The following is an 18,375-nucleotide window of genomic DNA, read 5'->3' as shown; positions in this document are numbered from 1 at the left end:
GAGTTAGTCATGGTGAGTTTAGAGAAGAACGATCGTGTAATGTTGGCGCGCCAGCTGCCATTAAAATCTGTTGCCCTGATCCTGGCCGGTGGCCGCGGTACCCGCTTAAAAGATTTAACCAACAAACGTGCCAAACCTGCTGTGCACTTTGGCGGTAAGTTCCGCATTATCGATTTTGCCTTATCCAACTGTATTAACTCCGGGATCCGCCGAATTGGCGTGATCACCCAGTACCAGTCCCACACGCTGGTGCAGCATATTCAGCGCGGCTGGTCGTTCTTTAGCGAAGAGATGAACGAGTTTGTCGATCTGCTGCCTGCCCAGCAGAGAATGCAGGGTGAAAACTGGTATCGCGGTACGGCGGATGCGGTGACCCAAAACCTGGACATCATTCGACGCTATAAAGCGGAATATGTGGTGATCCTCGCGGGCGATCATATCTACAAGCAGGACTACTCACGCATGCTGATCGACCACGTCGAGAAAGGCGCGCGTTGCACCGTGGCCTGTATGCCAGTGCCTATTGAAGAGGCCAGCGCGTTTGGCGTAATGGACGTGGACGACACCGATAAAATTATCGAGTTCGTTGAAAAACCCGCCAACCCGCCAGCTATGCCAGGTGACCCGACCAAATCTCTTGCCAGTATGGGGATCTACGTTTTCAACGCCGATTATCTATATGAATTGCTGGCGGAAGATGACCTCGATGAAAACTCCAGTCACGATTTCGGTAAAGACATTATCCCGAAAATCACCGAAGCTGGCATGGCGTATGCACATCCATTCCCGTTGTCCTGCGTGCAGTCTGACCCGGAATCCGAGCCGTACTGGCGTGACGTGGGTACGCTGGAAGCCTACTGGAAGGCGAACCTCGATCTGGCTTCGGTGACGCCTGAACTGGACATGTACGACCAGGACTGGCCAATCCGTACGCACATGGAATCGCTGCCACCGGCGAAATTTGTTCAGGACCGTTCCGGCAGCCACGGAATGACGCTGAACTCGCTGGTTTCTGGCGGATGCATAATTTCAGGTTCGGTGGTGGTGCAGTCCGTTCTGTTCCCGCGAGTGCGGGTGAATTCATTCTGTAACATTGATTCGGCAGTGTTGTTACCTGAAGTGTGGGTGGGACGTTCGTGCCGCTTACGTCGTTGCATTATCGACCGCGCCTGCGTTATTCCCGAAGGCATGGTGATTGGTGAAAACGCGGAAGAAGATGCGCGTCGTTTCTACCGTTCAGAGGAAGGTATTGTGCTGGTCACGCGTGAAATGCTACGCAAACTGCAGATCAAACAGGAGCGATAATGCAGGTTTTACACGTTTGTTCAGAGATGTTCCCCCTGTTAAAAACCGGGGGACTGGCGGATGTTATTGGGGCGTTACCCGCAGCGCAAATAGCGGACGGCGTGGATGCCCGCGTGCTGCTCCCGGCGTTTCCTGATATTCGTCGCGGCATTCCCGATGCGCAGGTAGTGACGCGTCGGGATACCTTCGCCGGACGTATCACGCTGCTGTTCGGGCATTTCAACGGCGTGGGTATTTACCTGATTGACGCGCCGCATCTCTATGACCGCCCCGGTAGCCCGTATCACGACACTAACCTGTATGCGTATACCGATAACGTGCAGCGTTTTGCATTGCTGGGCTGGGTTGGCTGTGAAATGGCCTGTGGCCTTGACCCATTCTGGCGCCCGGATGTGGTGCATGCGCACGACTGGCATGCGGGTCTGGCTCCGGCGTATCTGGCGGCGCGCGGCCATCCGGCGAAATCGGTGTTCACCGTCCACAATCTGGCGTATCAAGGCATGTTTTATGCAAAGCATATGGATGACATCCAATTGCCATGGTCGTTCTTTAATGTGCACGGACTGGAGTTTAACGGGCAGATTTCGTTTCTGAAGGCAGGGTTGTACTACGCCGACCACATTACGGCGGTCAGTCCGACCTACGCGCGGGAAATTACCGAGCCGCAGTTTGCCTACGGGATGGAAGGTCTGTTGCAGCAGCGTCATCGTGAAGGCCGTCTTTCCGGCGTGCTGAACGGCGTTGATGAAAAAATCTGGAGCCCGGAAACCGATCTCCTGCTGGCATCGCGATATACGCGCGACACGCTGGAGGAGAAGGCAGAAAACAAACGTCAGCTTCAGATAGCGATGGGACTTAAGGTCAACGATAAAGTACCGCTGTTTGCTGTGGTGAGCCGTCTGACCAGTCAAAAAGGGCTGGATCTGGTGCTGGAAGCGCTGCCGGGGTTGTTAGAGCAGGGTGGACAGCTGGCATTGCTAGGCGCGGGCGATCCGGTATTACAGGAAGGATTCCTCGCCGCAGCGGCGGAACATCCAGGACAGGTGGGTGTGCAGATCGGCTATCACGAAGCCTTCTCGCACCGCATCATGGGTGGGGCCGATGTGATATTGGTTCCCAGCCGTTTTGAGCCGTGTGGCTTAACGCAGTTGTATGGACTGAAGTACGGCACGCTGCCGCTGGTGCGGCGCACCGGTGGGCTGGCTGATACAGTCTCTGACAGTTCGCTGGAAAACCTGGCGGACGGTATCGCCAGTGGGTTTGTATTTGAAGATAGTAATGCCTGGTCGCTGTTACGCGCGATCCGGCGTGCTTTCGTATTGTGGTCCCGGCCTTCGCTTTGGCGGTTTGTACAACGTCAGGCCATGACCATGGATTTTAGCTGGCAAGTCGCGGCGAAGTCATACCGTGAGCTTTACTATCGCTTGAAATAGATATCCAGGAATCACCTATATGAATGCTCCATTTACTTATGCATCGCCCACACTCAGCGTAGAGGCACTTAAGCATTCTATTGCCTATAAGCTGATGTTCACGATTGGTAAGGACCCGGTCATTGCCAATAAACATGAGTGGCTGAACGCCACGTTGTTCGCGGTGCGCGACCGTCTCGTGGAGCGCTGGCTGCGTTCTAACCGTGCGCAATTATCTCAGGAAACTCGTCAGGTCTATTACCTGTCTATGGAGTTTCTGATTGGCCGCACGCTTTCCAATGCACTGTTATCGCTGGGTATTTATGACGATGTCAAAAATGCGCTGGAAGGTATGGGGTTGGATCTTGAAGATCTGATCGACGAAGAAAACGACCCAGGTCTTGGCAATGGCGGTCTCGGGCGCCTGGCGGCCTGCTTTCTGGACTCACTGGCAACGCTGGGCCTGCCGGGACGCGGTTACGGTATTCGTTATGACTACGGTATGTTCAAGCAGAACATTGTTGATGGCCGCCAGAAAGAGTCGCCGGACTACTGGCTGGAATACGGTAACCCGTGGGAATTCAAACGCCACAACACGCGCTACAAAGTGCGTTTTGGCGGTCGCATTCAGCAGGAAGGCAAGAAAACGCGCTGGATAGAAACCGAAGAGATCCTCGCGGTCGCCTACGACCAGATTATCCCCGGCTACGACACCGACGCCACCAACACGCTGCGCCTGTGGAATGCCCAGGCCAGTAGCGAGATTAATCTCGGTAAATTTAACCAGGGCGACTACTTTGCGGCGGTGGAAGATAAAAACCACTCCGAGAACGTCTCCCGCGTACTGTACCCGGACGACTCCACCTATTCAGGACGCGAACTGCGGTTGCGCCAGGAGTATTTCCTAGTCTCCTCCACGGTGCAGGACATTCTGAGCCGTCATTACCAGCTGCACAAAACCTACGACAACCTGGCGGATAAAATCGCCATTCACCTCAACGACACCCATCCGGTGCTGTCGATCCCTGAGCTAATGCGTTTGCTGATCGATGAGCATAAGTTCAGCTGGGATGATGCGTTTGAGGTCTGCTGTCAGGTCTTCTCGTATACCAACCACACTTTGATGAGCGAAGCGCTGGAGACCTGGCCCGTCGATATGCTGGGCAAAATTTTGCCGCGCCATCTGCAAATCATCTTTGAAATCAACGACTACTTCCTGAAGACGTTACAGGAACAGTATCCAAACGATACTGCTCTGCTGGGGCGGACGTCGATTATCGATGAATCTAACGGCCGTCGTGTGCGTATGGCATGGCTGGCGGTGGTGGTGAGCCACAAGGTTAACGGCGTTTCCGAGCTGCACTCCAACCTGATGGTGCAGTCGCTGTTTGCTGATTTTGCGAAGATTTTCCCGACTCGCTTCTGCAACGTTACCAACGGCGTGACGCCGCGCCGCTGGCTGGCGCTGGCTAACCCGTCGCTCTCTGAAGTGCTGGATGAGAATATTGGCCGCACCTGGCGAACCGATCTCAGCCAGCTCAGCGAGCTTGAGCAGCATTGCGATTACCCACTGGTAAATCAGGCTGTGCGCCGCGCGAAGCTGGAGAATAAAAAGCGTCTGGCCACGCTCATCGCCCAGCAGCTGAACGTGGTGGTGAACCCGAAATCGCTGTTTGATGTGCAGATCAAGCGTATTCACGAATACAAACGCCAGTTGATGAACGTGCTGCATGTGATCACCCGCTACAATCGCATTAAGGCCGATCCTGATGCTGAGTGGGTGCCGCGTGTGAATATCTTCGCCGGTAAAGCGGCTTCTGCTTATTACATGGCGAAACACATCATTCACCTGATCAACGACGTCGCGAAAGTGATCAACAACGATCCGCAAATTGGCGACAAGCTGAAAGTGGTGTTTATCCCCAACTACAGCGTCAGCCTGGCGCAGGTGATTATTCCAGCTGCCGACCTTTCTGAACAGATTTCTCTGGCCGGGACCGAAGCCTCCGGTACCAGTAATATGAAATTTGCTCTTAACGGTGCGCTGACCATCGGTACGCTGGACGGCGCTAACGTTGAGATGCTGGAGCATGTGGGCGCAGAAAATATCTTTATCTTTGGTAATACGGCGGAAGAGGTAGAGGCTTTACGCAGCCAGGGCTACAAGCCGCGTGAGTATTACGAGAAAGACGAAGAGCTGCACCAGGTGCTGACGCAGATCGGCAGCGGCGTATTCAGCCCTGAGGAGCCGGGACGCTATCGCGACCTGGTGGATTCGCTGATTAACTTTGGCGACCACTATCAGGTCCTGGCGGATTATCGCAGCTACGTTGATTGCCAGGATAAGGTTGATGAACTGTATCGTCACCCGGAAGAGTGGACCACCAAGTCGATGATTAATATTGCCAACATGGGGTACTTCTCGTCGGACAGGACGATCAAAGAGTACGCCGAAAACATCTGGCATATCGATTCGGTGCGGTTGTAACACACGATGCCGGGGGCGCTTCGCTTGCCCGGCCTACGTTTATGCACTCTTGTAGGCCGGATAAGGCGCTAGCCGCATCCGGCATTTTTATCAGGACGCCAGCGACAGCTGGTGTTTTTCAATGTACTCCGCCAGCCACTGGGTCATACGCGACTGCTGCTCAGCGTTCAGCCACATACCTTCTTTCGTGCGACGCCACAACGCATCTTCCGCACGACGAACCCATTCATGATCGACCAGATATTTCAGTTCGGCCTCATAAAACTCATGGCCAAAGTCTTCACCTAACTCGGCAAGCGAGGTGGCTTCGCCGATAACCCATTCGGTGTTGCTGCCGTAGGTGCGAGAATAATGGCGTGCCAGCGACTCGGTCAGGAACGGGTAGCGACGGCGCAGTTTGGCCGCGTAATCTTCGCGATCGCCGCCAATGTCACCGCCAGGCAGAATGCACTCTTTCGTCCATGCCGGACCAATTCCTTGGTAGTACGATGCCAGTTTTTCCATCGCGTGCTCAGCCAGCTTACGATAGGTGGTCAGCTTACCGCCAAAGACCGACAGCAACGGCGCTTTGCCGTTTTCGTCGTGGATATCCAGCGTGTAATCACGGGTGATCGCCTGCGGTGAGTCAGACTCGTCATCGCACAGCGGACGCACGCCCGAGTAAGTCCAGACGATATCATCACGGCCCAGCTGTTTCTTAAAGTGCGCGTTGTAGACCTTCAGCAGGTAATTGATTTCGCTTTCATCAATTTTCACTGCTTTCGGATCGCCTTTGTATTCAACGTCTGTCGTCCCGATGATCGAGAATTCGTCCATCCATGGGATAACAAACACGATACGCTTATCTTCGTTTTGCAGAATATAAGCTTGCTTCTGGGTATGTACGCGCGGCACTACGATGTGGCTGCCTTTAATCAGGCGAATGCCGTACGGTGATGGCAGGTGCATACCGTCGTCGAAGAACTCTTTCACCCACGGACCGGTGGCGTTGACCAGGCCACGCGCCTGCCAGGTGTATTTTTTGCCGGTATCGATATCTTCAGCTTCAACAATCCACAAACCATTTTCACGGCGAGCAGAAGTGGCGCGAGTGCGGGTTAATACTTCTCCGCCTTTACGTACAACCATTTGGGCGTTTGCCAAAACCAGTCGCGCATCGTCTACCCAGCAGTCAGAATATTCGAAACCGCGCACAATCTCAGGTTTCATTACGGAATCTGCGCCAAAACGCAAACCGGTAGAACTTGGCAAACTAGTGCGTTTGCCCAGATGATCGTACATAAACAAACCAATGCGGATCATCCACGCCGGACGCAGATGCGGGCGGTGGGGCAGACGAAAGCGCATCGGGAAGGCGATATGCGGTGCCATTTTCAACAGCACTTCACGTTCGGCCAGCGCTTCGCTTACCAGACGAAATTCGTAGTGTTCCAGGTAGCGCAGGCCACCGTGGATGAGTTTGGAGCTAGCGGAAGAGGTGGCGCAGGCTAAATCCTGCGCTTCCAGCATCAGCACGGATAAACCGCGTCCAGCGGCATCTGCCGCGATACCGGCACCGTTGATGCCTCCACCTATCACAATCAGATCTTTGGTTTCCATGCTGGCCTCTCGCACTTTCGTTATAGCTCATTAATGTTCGTTATCGAGCATAATAGCAAAGAATCGCGCCATTGGTAACATCGGATAAACAATTTACAGTGATACATATAACATTATGGCGTTTAACTGCCGTCGGGACGTACACTAAGCAGTAACATGTCTGAAAAGCGTCACCTGCCATATAAAGAAGAGAGAGCAATGGATCAGTTTGAATGTATTAATGTCGAAGAAGCGCATCAGAAGCTGCATCAGGGGAGCGCGGTGTTAGTGGATATCCGTGATCCGCAAAGCTATGCCATGGGTCATGCCCCGCAGGCGTTTCATCTGACGAACGACACGCTGGGGTCATTTATGCGCGAGCATGATTTCGACACCGCCGTGTTGGTGATGTGTTATCACGGCAACAGCAGTAAAGGTGCGGCGCAATATCTTCTTCAGCAGGGTTATGACGCGGTTTACAGCGTTGACGGCGGCTTCGACGCCTGGCATCGACATTTTCCGGCAGAAGTGGCATACGGTTCGTAAGCTAACAAAGATGCAGCCTGAAACGGGTAGGATATATATACTGTCCTCTTTTGTGTGGAATAAGCGACAGCAACCATGTTGATGATTACCTCTTTTGCTAACCCCCGCGTGGCGCAGGCATTTGTTGATTATATGGCGACACAGGGCGTTATCCTGACGATTCAACAACATCAGCAAACGGATGTCTGGCTGGCGGATGAGTCCCAGGCCGAGCGCGTGCATGCTGAACTGGCGCGATTTCTGGAGAATCCGGGCGATCCGCGCTACCTAGCGGCAAGCTGGCAGTCGGGTCAGACCGACAGCGGTCTGCACTACCAGCGTTATCCGTTCCTGGCCACATTGCGCGAACGCGCAGGCCCGGTAACCTGGTTGGTAATGGCCGCGTGTGTGCTGGTGTTTATCGCGATGAACGTGCTGGGCGACCAGGCGGTGATGCTTTGGCTGGCATGGCCGTTTGACCCTTCGCTGAAATTTGAATTCTGGCGTTATTTCACCCACGCTTTTATGCACTTCTCGCTGATGCATATTCTGTTCAACCTGTTGTGGTGGTGGTATCTCGGCGGTGCGGTTGAAAAGCGTCTGGGCAGTGGAAAACTGATTGTAATTACCGTGATCAGCGCCCTGTTGAGCGGCTATGTTCAGCAGAAATTTAGCGGCCCGTGGTTTGGTGGACTGTCTGGCGTGGTATATGCGCTGATGGGCTACGTGTGGTTGCGCGGCGAGCGCGATCCGCAAAGCGGTATTTTCCTGCAGCGTGGTTTGATTATCTTTGCTTTGATCTGGATTGTTGCCGGCTGGTTTGATCTATTCGGCATGTCGATGGCGAATGGCGCTCATGTCGCCGGATTGGCCGTGGGTCTGGCAATGGCGTTTGCCGATACGATGAATGTGCGGAAACGAACTTTGTAGGCCGGATAAGCGTTAGCGCATCCGGCAAAATTTCAGGGAACACTAATGAAGCAAACACAACGACATGACGCGATCATCGAGCTGGTAAAAAAACAGGGATACGTCAGTACTGAAGAGCTGGTGGAGCATTTCTCCGTCAGCCCGCAGACGATTCGCCGCGATCTTAACGATCTGGCCGATCAGAACATGATTTTGCGCCATCACGGCGGCGCGGCGCTGCCATCCAGCTCGGTCAACACCCCGTGGCATGACCGTAAAGCGACGCAGACGGCGGAAAAAGAGCGCATTGCCCGCAAAGTTGCCACGCAAATCCCGAACGGCTCAACGCTGTTTATTGATATCGGAACCACGCCGGAAGCGGTGGCTCACGCGCTGCTTAATCACAGTAATTTACGCATTGTGACCAACAACCTCAATGTGGCGAACACGCTGATGGCGAAAGAGGATTTCCGCATAATCCTCGCCGGTGGTGAACTGCGTAGCCGCGATGGCGGTATTATGGGCGAAGCGACCCTCGACTTTATTTCCCAGTTCCGTCTGGACTTCGGCATCTTAGGGATCAGCGGCATCGACAGCGATGGTTCTCTGCTGGAGTTTGATTATCACGAAGTTCGTACCAAACGCGCGATCATTGAGAATTCACGGCATGTGATGCTGGTGGTGGACCACTCGAAGTTTGGGCGTAACGCGATGGTGAATATGGGCAGCATCAGCATGGTGGATGCGGTGTATACCGACACGCTGCCGCCTGCTGGTGTGATGCAGGTGATTGCTGACCATCATATCCAGTTAGAGCTGTGCTAAGGTAATTCCAGGCCTGATAAGCGTTGCGTATCAGGCATTAACTAAACGCCGTACCCCATCATCTTCAGCAACTTCTGCGCATGTTGCACCGCATCCTGGCGATGTGCGACGCCGAGCTTTTGGTACAAATTGCGGATGTGCGTCTTGATGGTCGTTGCCGCGACGGCCAGCTCACCGGCGATCTGCTCGTTGCTGTAGCCTGAATAAATCAGTCCCAGAACCTGCCATTCGCGCTGGGTCAGCGGGCTGGTGCGGATAAGCTCCGGCACTTCCGGGTGAGTAAGCAGACGCTCAACGAATCCTTCATCGAAGTGGGCGAATTTATGGCGGTGGTGCTGGTTAATCTCACGCAAAATGCGCTGGGCGCGGTGCTGATCGAGTTCCGGTAAGGTATTGAGCTGAATCAGCTGACGCAGTTGTTGCGCCATGGCCTCGCCTTCGATAACAAAGTGGCTGATAAACCCGGTACGGTTCGCCAGCTGTAGGGCGTCGAGTAACACACGCTGGGCGTCATTTTTGCGCCCTGCCTGCCAGTAGAGCTGATTAAGCAGCAACAGGTTGCGGTTCAGATCGCTCATCAGGCGCAGGTTGCGCGCATTTTCATTCAACTCTTCCAGCACAATCTCAGCCGGTTCAAACTCGCCGAGCAGGATTTGTGCACGAGCGATGTTGCGCCACTGGCTTTGCAGGAAGTGGTTATTGGCGAATTCTGGTTTCGGCGTGTGGCGCAGCCAGTTGGCGGCCGAGTTTTTGTCGCCCACCATTTGCCAGTAAATCACCCGCACCTTATCGGCGTTGGAGATCCAGTCGCTGTGATAGTGACCGTTGCCCAACAGGTTTTCCAGACGGTTGAGCAGGCTGCGAGCGTTATCGAGATCGCCCCGTGCCAGTGAACACTGAACCAGCAACGCCAGACACTGTAGCTGTTGCTGCGGCTGGAAAGTGGAAAGCAGTTCAATACCGCTACGGGCAGAAGCTTCTGATTCATCCAGACGCGCCCATGCCCACAGTAGCTGCGCGCGAATACGTACCAGGAATTCGTGCATCGGCAGCTGTTCCAGGTGCTGTTCTTTGATCAGCTGGAACGCTTTTTCCTGAGTTTCCCAGGCGGCCTGTAAAAAGCCCTGGGCAAACAAAATTTCGCTTTGCTGGATAAGGCTCCACAGCGCGTAATGCCAGACGTCATGATGACGCGCCATTTGCTCGGTTTGCTGCATTAACGCCAGAGAGCGCGTGAGATCGCCCTTACAGTGCAGGACTTCGCCGTGCACCGAGGTAGCGACGATCCGGCTATAGAACCAGGCGATGGGTAACTCATCCAGCGCCAGTTTCGCCAGGCGTTCGGCTTCGTCAGGGTTGCCGTCGTTAATCGCTACCTGCGCCCGTAAAGCGTTGAATTCGGCGTGCAGTGTCGGCTCCATGTCGCCTTTCATTTCCTGCTCTGCGCGCGCCAGCAAGGTGTTAACCTCTCCGTAGCGGTGCTGGCTTTGCATCAGCCAGGCTTGCAACAGAACCAGACGCGGATTTTCCAGCAGGCTTTCCCACGGCAGGGCTTTCAGCGACTCTTCCAGTAACGTCAGCTCGCTATGGTTAAACAGTCCCCACGCATGATTAAGCAGGATATCGCGTAGCATATGGGCGTCGCCGGCCGCCAGCGCGTGGTGGATAGCTTCGCTGGGGAAGCCTTGCGCCATCCAGCTTTCAGCTGCGGCGCGGTGTATTTCGGGCAGTTCGTTCGCCAGCTCCCATTGGCAGCGCTGGCGTAAAAAGCTGCCAAACAGCGGGTGATAGCTGAACCACTCGCCAACGTCATCCATTCGCTGCAGGAATAACCCCTGGCGCTCAATTTCTTCCAGCCGCATCTGGCCGTTTTCTTCCCCGGTAACGCGGACGATTAGCGCATCGTTCATGGAACGCAGAATGGCGCTTTTCAGCAGGAAGTGACGGGTGCCGAGGTCAACGCTGTCCAGCACTTCATCAACCAGATAATCGGACAAATGGCTGGCGTTGATCCCGGCGAGGCGACGTGCCGACTGGTGAGCGGAGTTATTGTTCTGGCGGGCGGAAAGGGCGATCAGTTGTAATGCTGTGGCCCAGCCAGCAACGTCATCGCACATTCGGCTGCTTTCAGCCGCTTCGATGGGGGAGGACAAACGTCGGTCGAAAAATTGTTTGGCTTCCTGATGGTTAAAGGCTAACTGTTGGCTGCCTATCTCCAGCAGTTGATCGCGCACCCGCAGGTTGGCAATACCCAACTGCGGCAGGTTGCGCGACAGCACGACCAGCGTGAGGTTCTCAGGCTGATGACGCAGGAAGAAACGCATCGCTTCGTGAATGGCCGGATTAGAGATCAGATGATAATCATCTACTACCAGGTAGAGCGGGCGGTGCCACTCGGCCAGTTCGATAAATAGCTGGGCAAACAGTGACGTCAGGCTGGCGTACTGACGTTTTTGCACCATTGCTTCACTGGTGGTGCAGTGTCCACCTGTTGCCTGTTGGATAGCGGCGATCAGATAACTGGCAAAGCGCTCTTGCTGATTATCGCCCTCATCCAGAGAATACCAGCCTAAATCATTTTTCCCTGCCGCCCATTGTGAAACCAGCGTCGTTTTTCCATAACCAGCAGGACTTGTTATCAGGGCAAGCCTGAAATTGTTCGCGCCGGAAAGTTTAGCCAACAGGCGCTCACGAACCACCGTATGGTCGAGTCGAACCGGACGACTTAATTTAGACGGAATCAACATAAGTTAGTCACTTCACTGTGTGAAAATAGGGAAGAATGATTTTTTTTGCGCTTCGTAATTAATAGATATAAGGTCGGCCAGATTGGTGTTTTATGCAAGCTAAGCGGACTTTTTGTGTGTCTGATTTTGCACTATGTCACAAATCTATACATCTATTGCAATAAATGCTTTAAAGAGTCGCAACAGGCGTGGCGACTGGATCCGTCGTTATTTTAATTGTGTTGAAAAATCCCTCTCTTTTTATATGGTTACTCAAATAGCTAATGAATATCACCGAATTTTGTGGCCGACTTAAAAGTTTTATGTGAACTATCTTATCCGGCACAGATATTTCAGGTTAGAAACTATTTCCCTATTTACACATTGTTTCTCATCGTCATATCGCTATTTGATATTGTCGATTAATCCTTTGTTACTAATGCGTCATCCGAAGAGCGTTATGCGGGGTTTGCGCGAATTTACGGGCAATTACCTCCCCTTTAAGTGGTGACGATCACACTTTTATGCTCATCCCCGCTCCTCCTCCCTCCCTAATCCGTGCCAGGATGAGGAATGTCAACAACGAGCCAGGCAAACTAGCGATAACGTTGTTTTATTACCTAAGGATCTGGAACCCCTATGTCACAGCCTACTTTCAACAAAGATCAATTTCAGGCTGCCCTGACGCGTCAGTGGCAGCGCTTCGGTTTACTGTCGGCTCAAGAAATGACGTCGCGCCAGTGGTGGCAGGCAGTGAGTGGGGCGTTGGCTGAGTTACTCAGCGCCCAGCCTGCGGCGAAACCGGCAAAAAATCAGCGTCACGTTAACTACATCTCAATGGAGTTTTTGATTGGTCGCCTGACCGGCAACAATTTACTCAACCTCGGCTGGTATCAGGCGGTGAGCGATGAGCTGAAAGCGCATGACGTCAACCTGACTGATCTGCTGGAAGAAGAGATCGATCCGGCGTTGGGTAACGGTGGATTGGGACGCCTGGCGGCCTGCTTCCTTGATTCGATGGCGACAGTCGGCCAGTCGGCGACGGGCTACGGTCTCAACTACCAGTACGGCCTGTTCCGTCAGTCATTTGCCGATGGCCAACAGATGGAAGCCCCGGATGACTGGCATCGTGGCAGCTACCCGTGGTTCCGTCACAACGAGGCGCTGGATGTGCAGGTTGGGATTGGCGGCAAGGTCACCAAAGAAGGGCACTGGGAGCCAGGGTTTACTATCACCGGCCAGGCCTGGGATCTGCCGGTTCTTGGTTACCGTAACGGCGTAGCGCAACCGCTGCGTCTGTGGCAGGCCAGCCATGCGCACCCGTTTAACCTGACCAAATTTAATGACGGCGATTTCCTGCGCGCAGAGCAGCAGGGCATCGACGCTGAAAAACTGACGAAAGTGCTGTACCCGAACGATAACCACACCGCGGGTAAAAAGCTGCGCCTGATGCAGCAGTACTTCCAGTGCGCCTGCTCCGTAGCCGACATTCTGCGCCGCCATCATCTGGCAGGGCGTAAGCTGCACGAACTGGCTGATTACGAAGTCATTCAACTTAACGATACTCACCCGACTATCGCGATCCCTGAACTGCTGCGCATGCTGATTGATGAGCACCAGATGAGCTGGGACGATGCGTGGGCGATTACCAGCAAGACCTTCGCTTACACCAACCACACCCTGATGCCGGAAGCGTTAGAGTGCTGGGATGAGAAACTGGTGAAAGCACTCCTGCCGCGCCACATGCAAATCATCAAAGAAATTAACGACCGCTTTAAGACGTTGGTTGATAAAACCTGGCCGGGTGATGCTGAAGTATGGGCGAAGCTGGCAGTGGTGCACAATAAACAGGTGCGTATGGCCAATATGTGCGTGGTCAGCGGTTTTGCGGTCAACGGCGTGGCGGCGCTGCACTCCGATCTGGTGGTGAAAGATCTGTTCCCGGAATATCACCAGCTCTGGCCGAACAAATTCCATAACGTCACTAACGGGATTACTCCGCGTCGCTGGATTAAGCAATGCAACCCGGCGCTTGCCGCACTACTGGATAAATCGCTGAAAAAAGAGTGGGCTAACGATCTCGATCAGCTGATCAATCTGGAAAAATACGCGGACGATGCGAAGTTCCGTCAGCAGTATCGTGACATCAAGCTGGCGAACAAAGAGCGTCTGGTGAAGTTTATTAAAGCGCGCACCGGTATTGAAATAACGACTAACGCTATCTTTGATATTCAGATTAAACGTCTTCATGAGTACAAGCGCCAGCACCTCAATCTGCTGCATATTCTGGCGTTGTACAAAGAAATTCGTGAGAACCCGCAGGCCGATCGCGTGCCGCGTGTATTCCTGTTTGGCGCAAAAGCCGCGCCGGGTTACTACCTGGCGAAAAATATCATCTTCGCCATCAACCAGGTTGCGCAAACCATCAATAACGACCCGCAAGTGGGTGACAAACTGAAGGTCGTCTTCCTGCCGGATTATTGTGTCTCGGCGGCGGAAATGCTGATCCCGGCGGCGGATATCTCTGAGCAGATTTCAACCGCAGGGAAAGAGGCTTCCGGCACCGGTAACATGAAGCTGGCGCTGAACGGTGCGTTAACCGTAGGTACGCTGGATGGCGCAAACGTCGAAATCGCCGAGAAGGTGGGTGACGAGAATATCTTTATCTTTGGTCATACCGTGGAAGAGGTGAAGGCGCTCAAAGCCAAAGGCTACGACCCGGTGAAATGGCGTAAAAAAGACAAAGTGCTGGATGCTGTCCTGAAAGAGCTGGAAAGCGGGAAATACAGCGATGGCGACAAGCATGCCTTTGACCAGATGCTGCACAGTATCGGCAAGCAGGGCGGCGACCCGTATCTGGTGATGGCGGACTTCGCGGCCTACGTTGAAGCTCAGAAGCAGGTTGACGTGTTGTATCGTGACCAGGACGCCTGGACCCGGGCGGCGATTCTGAATACCGCGCGTTGCGGCATGTTCAGCTCGGATCGCTCCATCCGCGATTATCAGGCTCGTATCTGGCAGGCGAAACGTTAAGGAATCGCGATGGAAAGCAAACGTCTGGATAATGCCGCGCTGGCGGCGGGGATCAGCCCCAATTACATTAATGCCCACGGTAAACCGCAGTCTATTGGCGCCGAAACCAAACGGCGTTTGCTTGACGCCATGCATCGCACCACCGCTGCCACTCAGGTGGCGGTAACCCCGGTGCCGAATGTCATGGTCTATACCGCTGGCAAGAAAATGCCGCTGGCGGTTGAGGGAAACGGAGAGTTTAACTGGCTGCTGACCACCGAAGAGGGCGTGCAGCACAAAGGGCATGCCGTCGGCGGTAAATCTTTTAACCTTCCGGCGAAGCTGCCGGAGGGGTATCACACGTTGACCCTGACCCAGGGCGAGCTGCGTTCCCATTGTCGTATCATCGTGGCACCAAAGCGCTGCTATGAACCGCAGGCGTTGTTAGCCGGGCAGAAGCTGTGGGGCGCATGTGTTCAGCTCTACACCTTGCGATCGGAAAAGAACTGGGGGATTGGCGACTTCGGCGATCTCCGCACCATGCTGGTGGATGTGGCGCAACGCGGCGGCGCGTTTATCGGGCTTAATCCGATTCACGCGCTGTATCCGGCGAATCCGGAGAGTGCCAGCCCGTACAGCCCGTCGTCACGCCGCTGGTTGAACGTTATTTATATTGATGTAAACGCCGTAGATGATTTCCGTCTGAGTAAAGAGGCGCAGGCGTGGTGGAAGAAACCCGCGACTCAGCAAGCTCTGCAACGCGCGCGCGATGCCGAGTGGGTTGATTATTCTGCTGTTACCGCACTGAAGATGACGGCGCTACGTATGGCGTGGAAAAGCTTCTCTGCGCGTGATGATGAGCAGATGGCGGCATTTCGCCAGTTTGTGGCTCAGGAAGGGGATAGCCTCTACTGGCAGGCGGCCTTTGATGCGCTGCATGCGCATCAGGTGAAAGAGGACGCATTGCGCTGGGGCTGGCCGGTGTGGTCAGAAGCTTTCCAGTCAGTGGACTCGCCAGAGGTAAAACGCTTCTGCGAAGAACATCGTGATGACGTAGATTTCTTCCTGTGGTTACAGTGGCTGGCGTATACCCAGTTTGCTGACTGCTGGAAAACCAGCCAGGGCTTTGCAATGCCGATAGGGCTGTATCGCGACCTGGCCGTTGGCGTGGCCGAAGGCGGGGCGGAAACCTGGTGTGACCGCGAGTTGTATTGCCTGAAAGCTTCAGTTGGCGCGCCGCCGGATATTCTCGGTCCGCTTGGGCAAAACTGGGGACTGCCGCCGATGGATCCGCACATCATCACGGCACGCGCCTACGAACCGTTTATCGAACTGCTGCGCGCCAATATGCAGAATTGCGGCGCGTTGCGTATCGACCATGTCATGTCGATGCTGCGTCTGTGGTGGATCCCTTACGGTGAAACTGCCGATCACGGTGCCTACGTGCATTATCCGGTCGATGATTTGCTTTCAATTCTGGCGCTGGAAAGTAAACGTCACCACTGCATGGTGATTGGTGAAGATCTGGGTACCGTGCCGGTGGAGATCGTCAGCAAGCTGCGTGACAGCGGCGTCTACTCCTACAAAGTGCTTTATTTTGAGAATGACCATGAGAAAAACTTCCGTGCGCCGAAAGCGTACCCGGAACAATCAATGGCAGTCGCGGCGACGCATGACCTTCCTACGCTTAAAGGTTATTGGGATAGCGGCGATCTGACGCTAGGTAAAGCACTGGGCCTGTATCCGGATGAAGTCGTGCTGCGCGGGTTGTATCAGGACCGGGAACTGGCGAAACAAGGGCTGCTGGACGCGCTGCATAAATACGGCTGCCTGCCAAAACGTGCCGGTCACAAGGCGTCCCTGATGTCGATGACGCCGATTCTGAATCGCGGCATGCAACGCTACATCGCTGACAGCAACAGTGCGTTGCTGGGCCTGCAACCGGAAGACTGGCTGGATATGGCTGAGCCGGTCAACATTCCGGGGACCAGCGACCAGTACAAAAACTGGCGGCGTAAGCTCACCGCCACGCTGGAGCAGATGTTTGCCGATGAGGGCGTGAATAAGCTGATTAAGGATTTGGATAAGCGGCGAAAAGCGGCCGCGAAGAAGAAGTAAAAAAGCCGGGGGTTTCCCCGGCTTTTTTATGGTGATGGCTCGTAGCACATAGGCCTGATAAGCGTAGCGCCATCAGGCTCAGTTTTATCAGACCACCATACCCAGCAGCAGACACCCTACCAGACCGCAGACGGAGATAATGGTTTCCAACATTGACCATGACTTGATGGTTTCACCGATGGTCAGGTTGAAGTACTCCTTGAACAGCCAGAACCCAGGATCGTTCACGTGGGAGAAGATGACGGAACCGGAACCAACCGCAATAACCATCAGCTCAGGGCTTACGCCGGTCGTTGCAATCAGCGGTGCCACAATCCCACCTGCAGTAATCGCTGCAACGGTTGCGGAACCCAGTGCGATACGCAGTACTGCAGCGATAGACCATGCCATCAGCAGCGGAGACACGTTAGAGCCGTGCATCATTGAAGCGATGTATTTGTCTACGCCGCTATCAACCAGAACCTGTTTGAAGGCACCGCCACCACCGATGATCAACAGCATCATCGCGATGATTTTGATTGAGGACACCAGCGTGTCGTTAATCTGATCCATCGAACGTCCGCGGTTCAGACCAAAAGTGAACATCGCAATCAGCACCGCAATCAGCGTTGCCATGACCGGGTCACCGAGGAATTCAGCAACCGTCAGGAAAGCATGACCTTTCGGCAGAATCATCTCCGCCACGGCGCGCATTGCCATCAGGATAACCGGGACCAGAGAGGTCCAGACACTGACGCCAAAGCCTGGCATCTCTTCTTCAGTGAAGGTTTTTGCGCTGTACAGACCTTCCGGGATTGGCTTATCGATGCCTTTCAGGAAACGCGCGTATACCGGACCGGCGAGAATAACGGTCGGGATTGCCAGAATCGTACCAAACAGCAGAGTTTTACCCATATCTGCGTGGAAAATGGTGGCAATAGCGGTTGGACCCGGGTGCGGCGGCAGGAAGCCGTGAGTAACGGACAGCGCAGCCGCCATCGGCACACCAACGTACAGCAGCGGGATGTTAGCAGCGGCAGCAATGGTGAATACCAGCGGCAGCATCAGCACGAAGCCGACTTCGTAGAACAGGGCAAAACCGACGGTGAATCCGGTTAATACCACTGCCCACTGAATGTGTTTTTTGCCGAATTTAGCAATCAGCGTGGTTGCGATGCGCTGTGCGCCGCCGCAGTCCGCCAGCATTTTGCCCAGCATGGCGCCAAAACCCATAATCAGGGCGAGGCTGCCAAGGGTTCCGCCGACGCCGGCTTTAATCGAACCGATGACTTTATCCAGTGGCATCCCTTGCATCAATCCGACAGCAAGCGCCACCAGGACGAGAGCGATGAAGCCGTTCATTTTGAAACGGATCATCAGGAGGAGTAACAAGATTACACCGATAGCAACGATGACTAATGGCATGATTTACCTGGCCTTTACTTTGTTATGGGTAACGTCAGTGTTTAGATGACAAATTCCGATTGTCCCGACCGGG

11 protein-coding genes are annotated in these 18,375 nt (G+C 54.1%); 8 read left to right on the top strand and 3 right to left on the bottom strand.

Annotated elements, in window-relative coordinates; all coding sequences use genetic code 11:
• Positions 1-9 precede the first annotated feature (9 nt).
• The 3 genes from glgC to glgP are packed head-to-tail and all read left to right on the top strand — an operon-like array spanning position 10 to position 5,205.
• Positions 10-1,305, top strand: coding sequence for a glucose-1-phosphate adenylyltransferase (gene glgC / locus OGY17_RS03650; RefSeq protein WP_003827621.1), 1,296 nt, complete (start codon positions 10-12; stop codon positions 1,303-1,305).
• Entirely contained in the window at positions 1,305-2,738 is a 1,434-nt protein-coding gene (gene glgA / locus OGY17_RS03645; protein WP_008786345.1) for a glycogen synthase GlgA, read from the top strand. Before glgC ends, glgA begins: the two co-directional genes overlap by 1 nt.
• A 19-nt stretch (positions 2,739-2,757) precedes the next feature.
• Positions 2,758-5,205, top strand: a complete 2,448-nt coding sequence (gene glgP, locus OGY17_RS03640; RefSeq protein WP_003827624.1) for a glycogen phosphorylase — start codon at positions 2,758-2,760, stop codon at positions 5,203-5,205.
• A gap of 90 nt (positions 5,206-5,295) precedes the next feature.
• Here the strand turns inward: glgP and glpD are convergent, their stop codons facing one another.
• Positions 5,296-6,804: a glycerol-3-phosphate dehydrogenase gene (gene glpD, locus OGY17_RS03635; RefSeq protein ID WP_008786343.1), complete on the bottom strand. Its 1,509-nt coding sequence runs from the start codon at positions 6,802-6,804 to the stop codon at positions 5,296-5,298.
• Positions 6,805-7,002: 198 nt separating this feature from the next.
• Between glpD and glpE the strand changes: the two genes are divergently transcribed.
• The 3 genes from glpE (at position 7,003) to OGY17_RS03620 (ending at position 9,042) form a co-directional block, all read left to right on the top strand.
• The gene (gene glpE / locus OGY17_RS03630; protein WP_003827629.1) at positions 7,003-7,329 is read left to right on the top strand and encodes a thiosulfate sulfurtransferase GlpE; all 327 of its coding nucleotides are present in this window, start codon (positions 7,003-7,005) and stop codon (positions 7,327-7,329) included.
• Positions 7,330-7,404: 75 nt separating this feature from the next.
• Positions 7,405-8,238, top strand: coding sequence for a rhomboid family intramembrane serine protease GlpG (glpG, locus tag OGY17_RS03625; RefSeq protein ID WP_008786341.1), 834 nt, complete (start codon positions 7,405-7,407; stop codon positions 8,236-8,238).
• Between the two features lie 45 nt (positions 8,239-8,283).
• Positions 8,284-9,042 carry a DeoR/GlpR family transcriptional regulator gene (locus OGY17_RS03620; RefSeq protein WP_003023499.1) on the top strand — a complete coding sequence of 253 codons (759 nt, stop codon included), beginning with the start codon at positions 8,284-8,286 and terminating at the stop codon, positions 9,040-9,042.
• Positions 9,043-9,083: 41 nt separating this feature from the next.
• Here OGY17_RS03620 and malT read toward each other — a convergent pair whose 3' ends face one another.
• Positions 9,084-11,789: an HTH-type transcriptional regulator MalT gene (gene malT / locus OGY17_RS03615; RefSeq protein WP_032945235.1), complete on the bottom strand. Its 2,706-nt coding sequence runs from the start codon at positions 11,787-11,789 to the stop codon at positions 9,084-9,086.
• A gap of 618 nt (positions 11,790-12,407) precedes the next feature.
• On the opposite strand from malT, the gene malP reads away from it, so the two are divergent.
• Entirely contained in the window at positions 12,408-14,801 is a 2,394-nt protein-coding gene (malP, locus tag OGY17_RS03610) for a maltodextrin phosphorylase (protein ID WP_286606419.1), read from the top strand.
• A gap of 9 nt (positions 14,802-14,810) precedes the next feature.
• The gene (gene malQ / locus OGY17_RS03605) at positions 14,811-16,898 is read left to right on the top strand and encodes a 4-alpha-glucanotransferase (protein WP_286606417.1); all 2,088 of its coding nucleotides are present in this window, start codon (positions 14,811-14,813) and stop codon (positions 16,896-16,898) included.
• A gap of 87 nt (positions 16,899-16,985) precedes the next feature.
• On the opposite strand, the gene gntT is transcribed toward malQ, so the two are convergent.
• Positions 16,986-18,302 carry a gluconate transporter gene (gene gntT / locus OGY17_RS03600; RefSeq protein ID WP_003023507.1) on the bottom strand — a complete coding sequence of 439 codons (1,317 nt, stop codon included), beginning with the start codon at positions 18,300-18,302 and terminating at the stop codon, positions 16,986-16,988.
• Between the last annotated feature and the right edge of the window lie 73 nt (positions 18,303-18,375).

This window comes from Citrobacter sp. Cpo126, assembly GCF_030332445.1.
Lineage (GTDB): Bacteria > Pseudomonadota > Gammaproteobacteria > Enterobacterales > Enterobacteriaceae > Citrobacter > Citrobacter portucalensis.
This window is presented reverse-complemented; position numbering and strand designations above follow the sequence as displayed.

Excerpts from the sequence above, each read along its gene's own strand:
- OGY17_RS03620 (WP_003023499.1), top strand. The coding sequence starts at position 8,284 with ATGAAGCAAACACAACGACATGACGCGATCATCGAGCTGGTAAAAAAA.
- glgC (WP_003827621.1), top strand. The coding sequence starts at position 10 with ATGGTGAGTTTAGAGAAGAACGATCGTGTAATGTTGGCGCGCCAGCTG.
- glpG (WP_008786341.1), top strand. The coding sequence starts at position 7,405 with ATGTTGATGATTACCTCTTTTGCTAACCCCCGCGTGGCGCAGGCATTT.
- malQ (WP_286606417.1), top strand. The coding sequence starts at position 14,811 with ATGGAAAGCAAACGTCTGGATAATGCCGCGCTGGCGGCGGGGATCAGC.
- gntT (WP_003023507.1), bottom strand. The coding sequence starts at position 18,302 with ATGCCATTAGTCATCGTTGCTATCGGTGTAATCTTGTTACTCCTCCTG.
- malP (WP_286606419.1), top strand. The coding sequence starts at position 12,408 with ATGTCACAGCCTACTTTCAACAAAGATCAATTTCAGGCTGCCCTGACG.
- malT (WP_032945235.1), bottom strand. The coding sequence starts at position 11,789 with ATGTTGATTCCGTCTAAATTAAGTCGTCCGGTTCGACTCGACCATACG.
- glpD (WP_008786343.1), bottom strand. The coding sequence starts at position 6,804 with ATGGAAACCAAAGATCTGATTGTGATAGGTGGAGGCATCAACGGTGCC.
- glpE (WP_003827629.1), top strand. The coding sequence starts at position 7,003 with ATGGATCAGTTTGAATGTATTAATGTCGAAGAAGCGCATCAGAAGCTG.
- glgP (WP_003827624.1), top strand. The coding sequence starts at position 2,758 with ATGAATGCTCCATTTACTTATGCATCGCCCACACTCAGCGTAGAGGCA.
- glgA (WP_008786345.1), top strand. The coding sequence starts at position 1,305 with ATGCAGGTTTTACACGTTTGTTCAGAGATGTTCCCCCTGTTAAAAACC.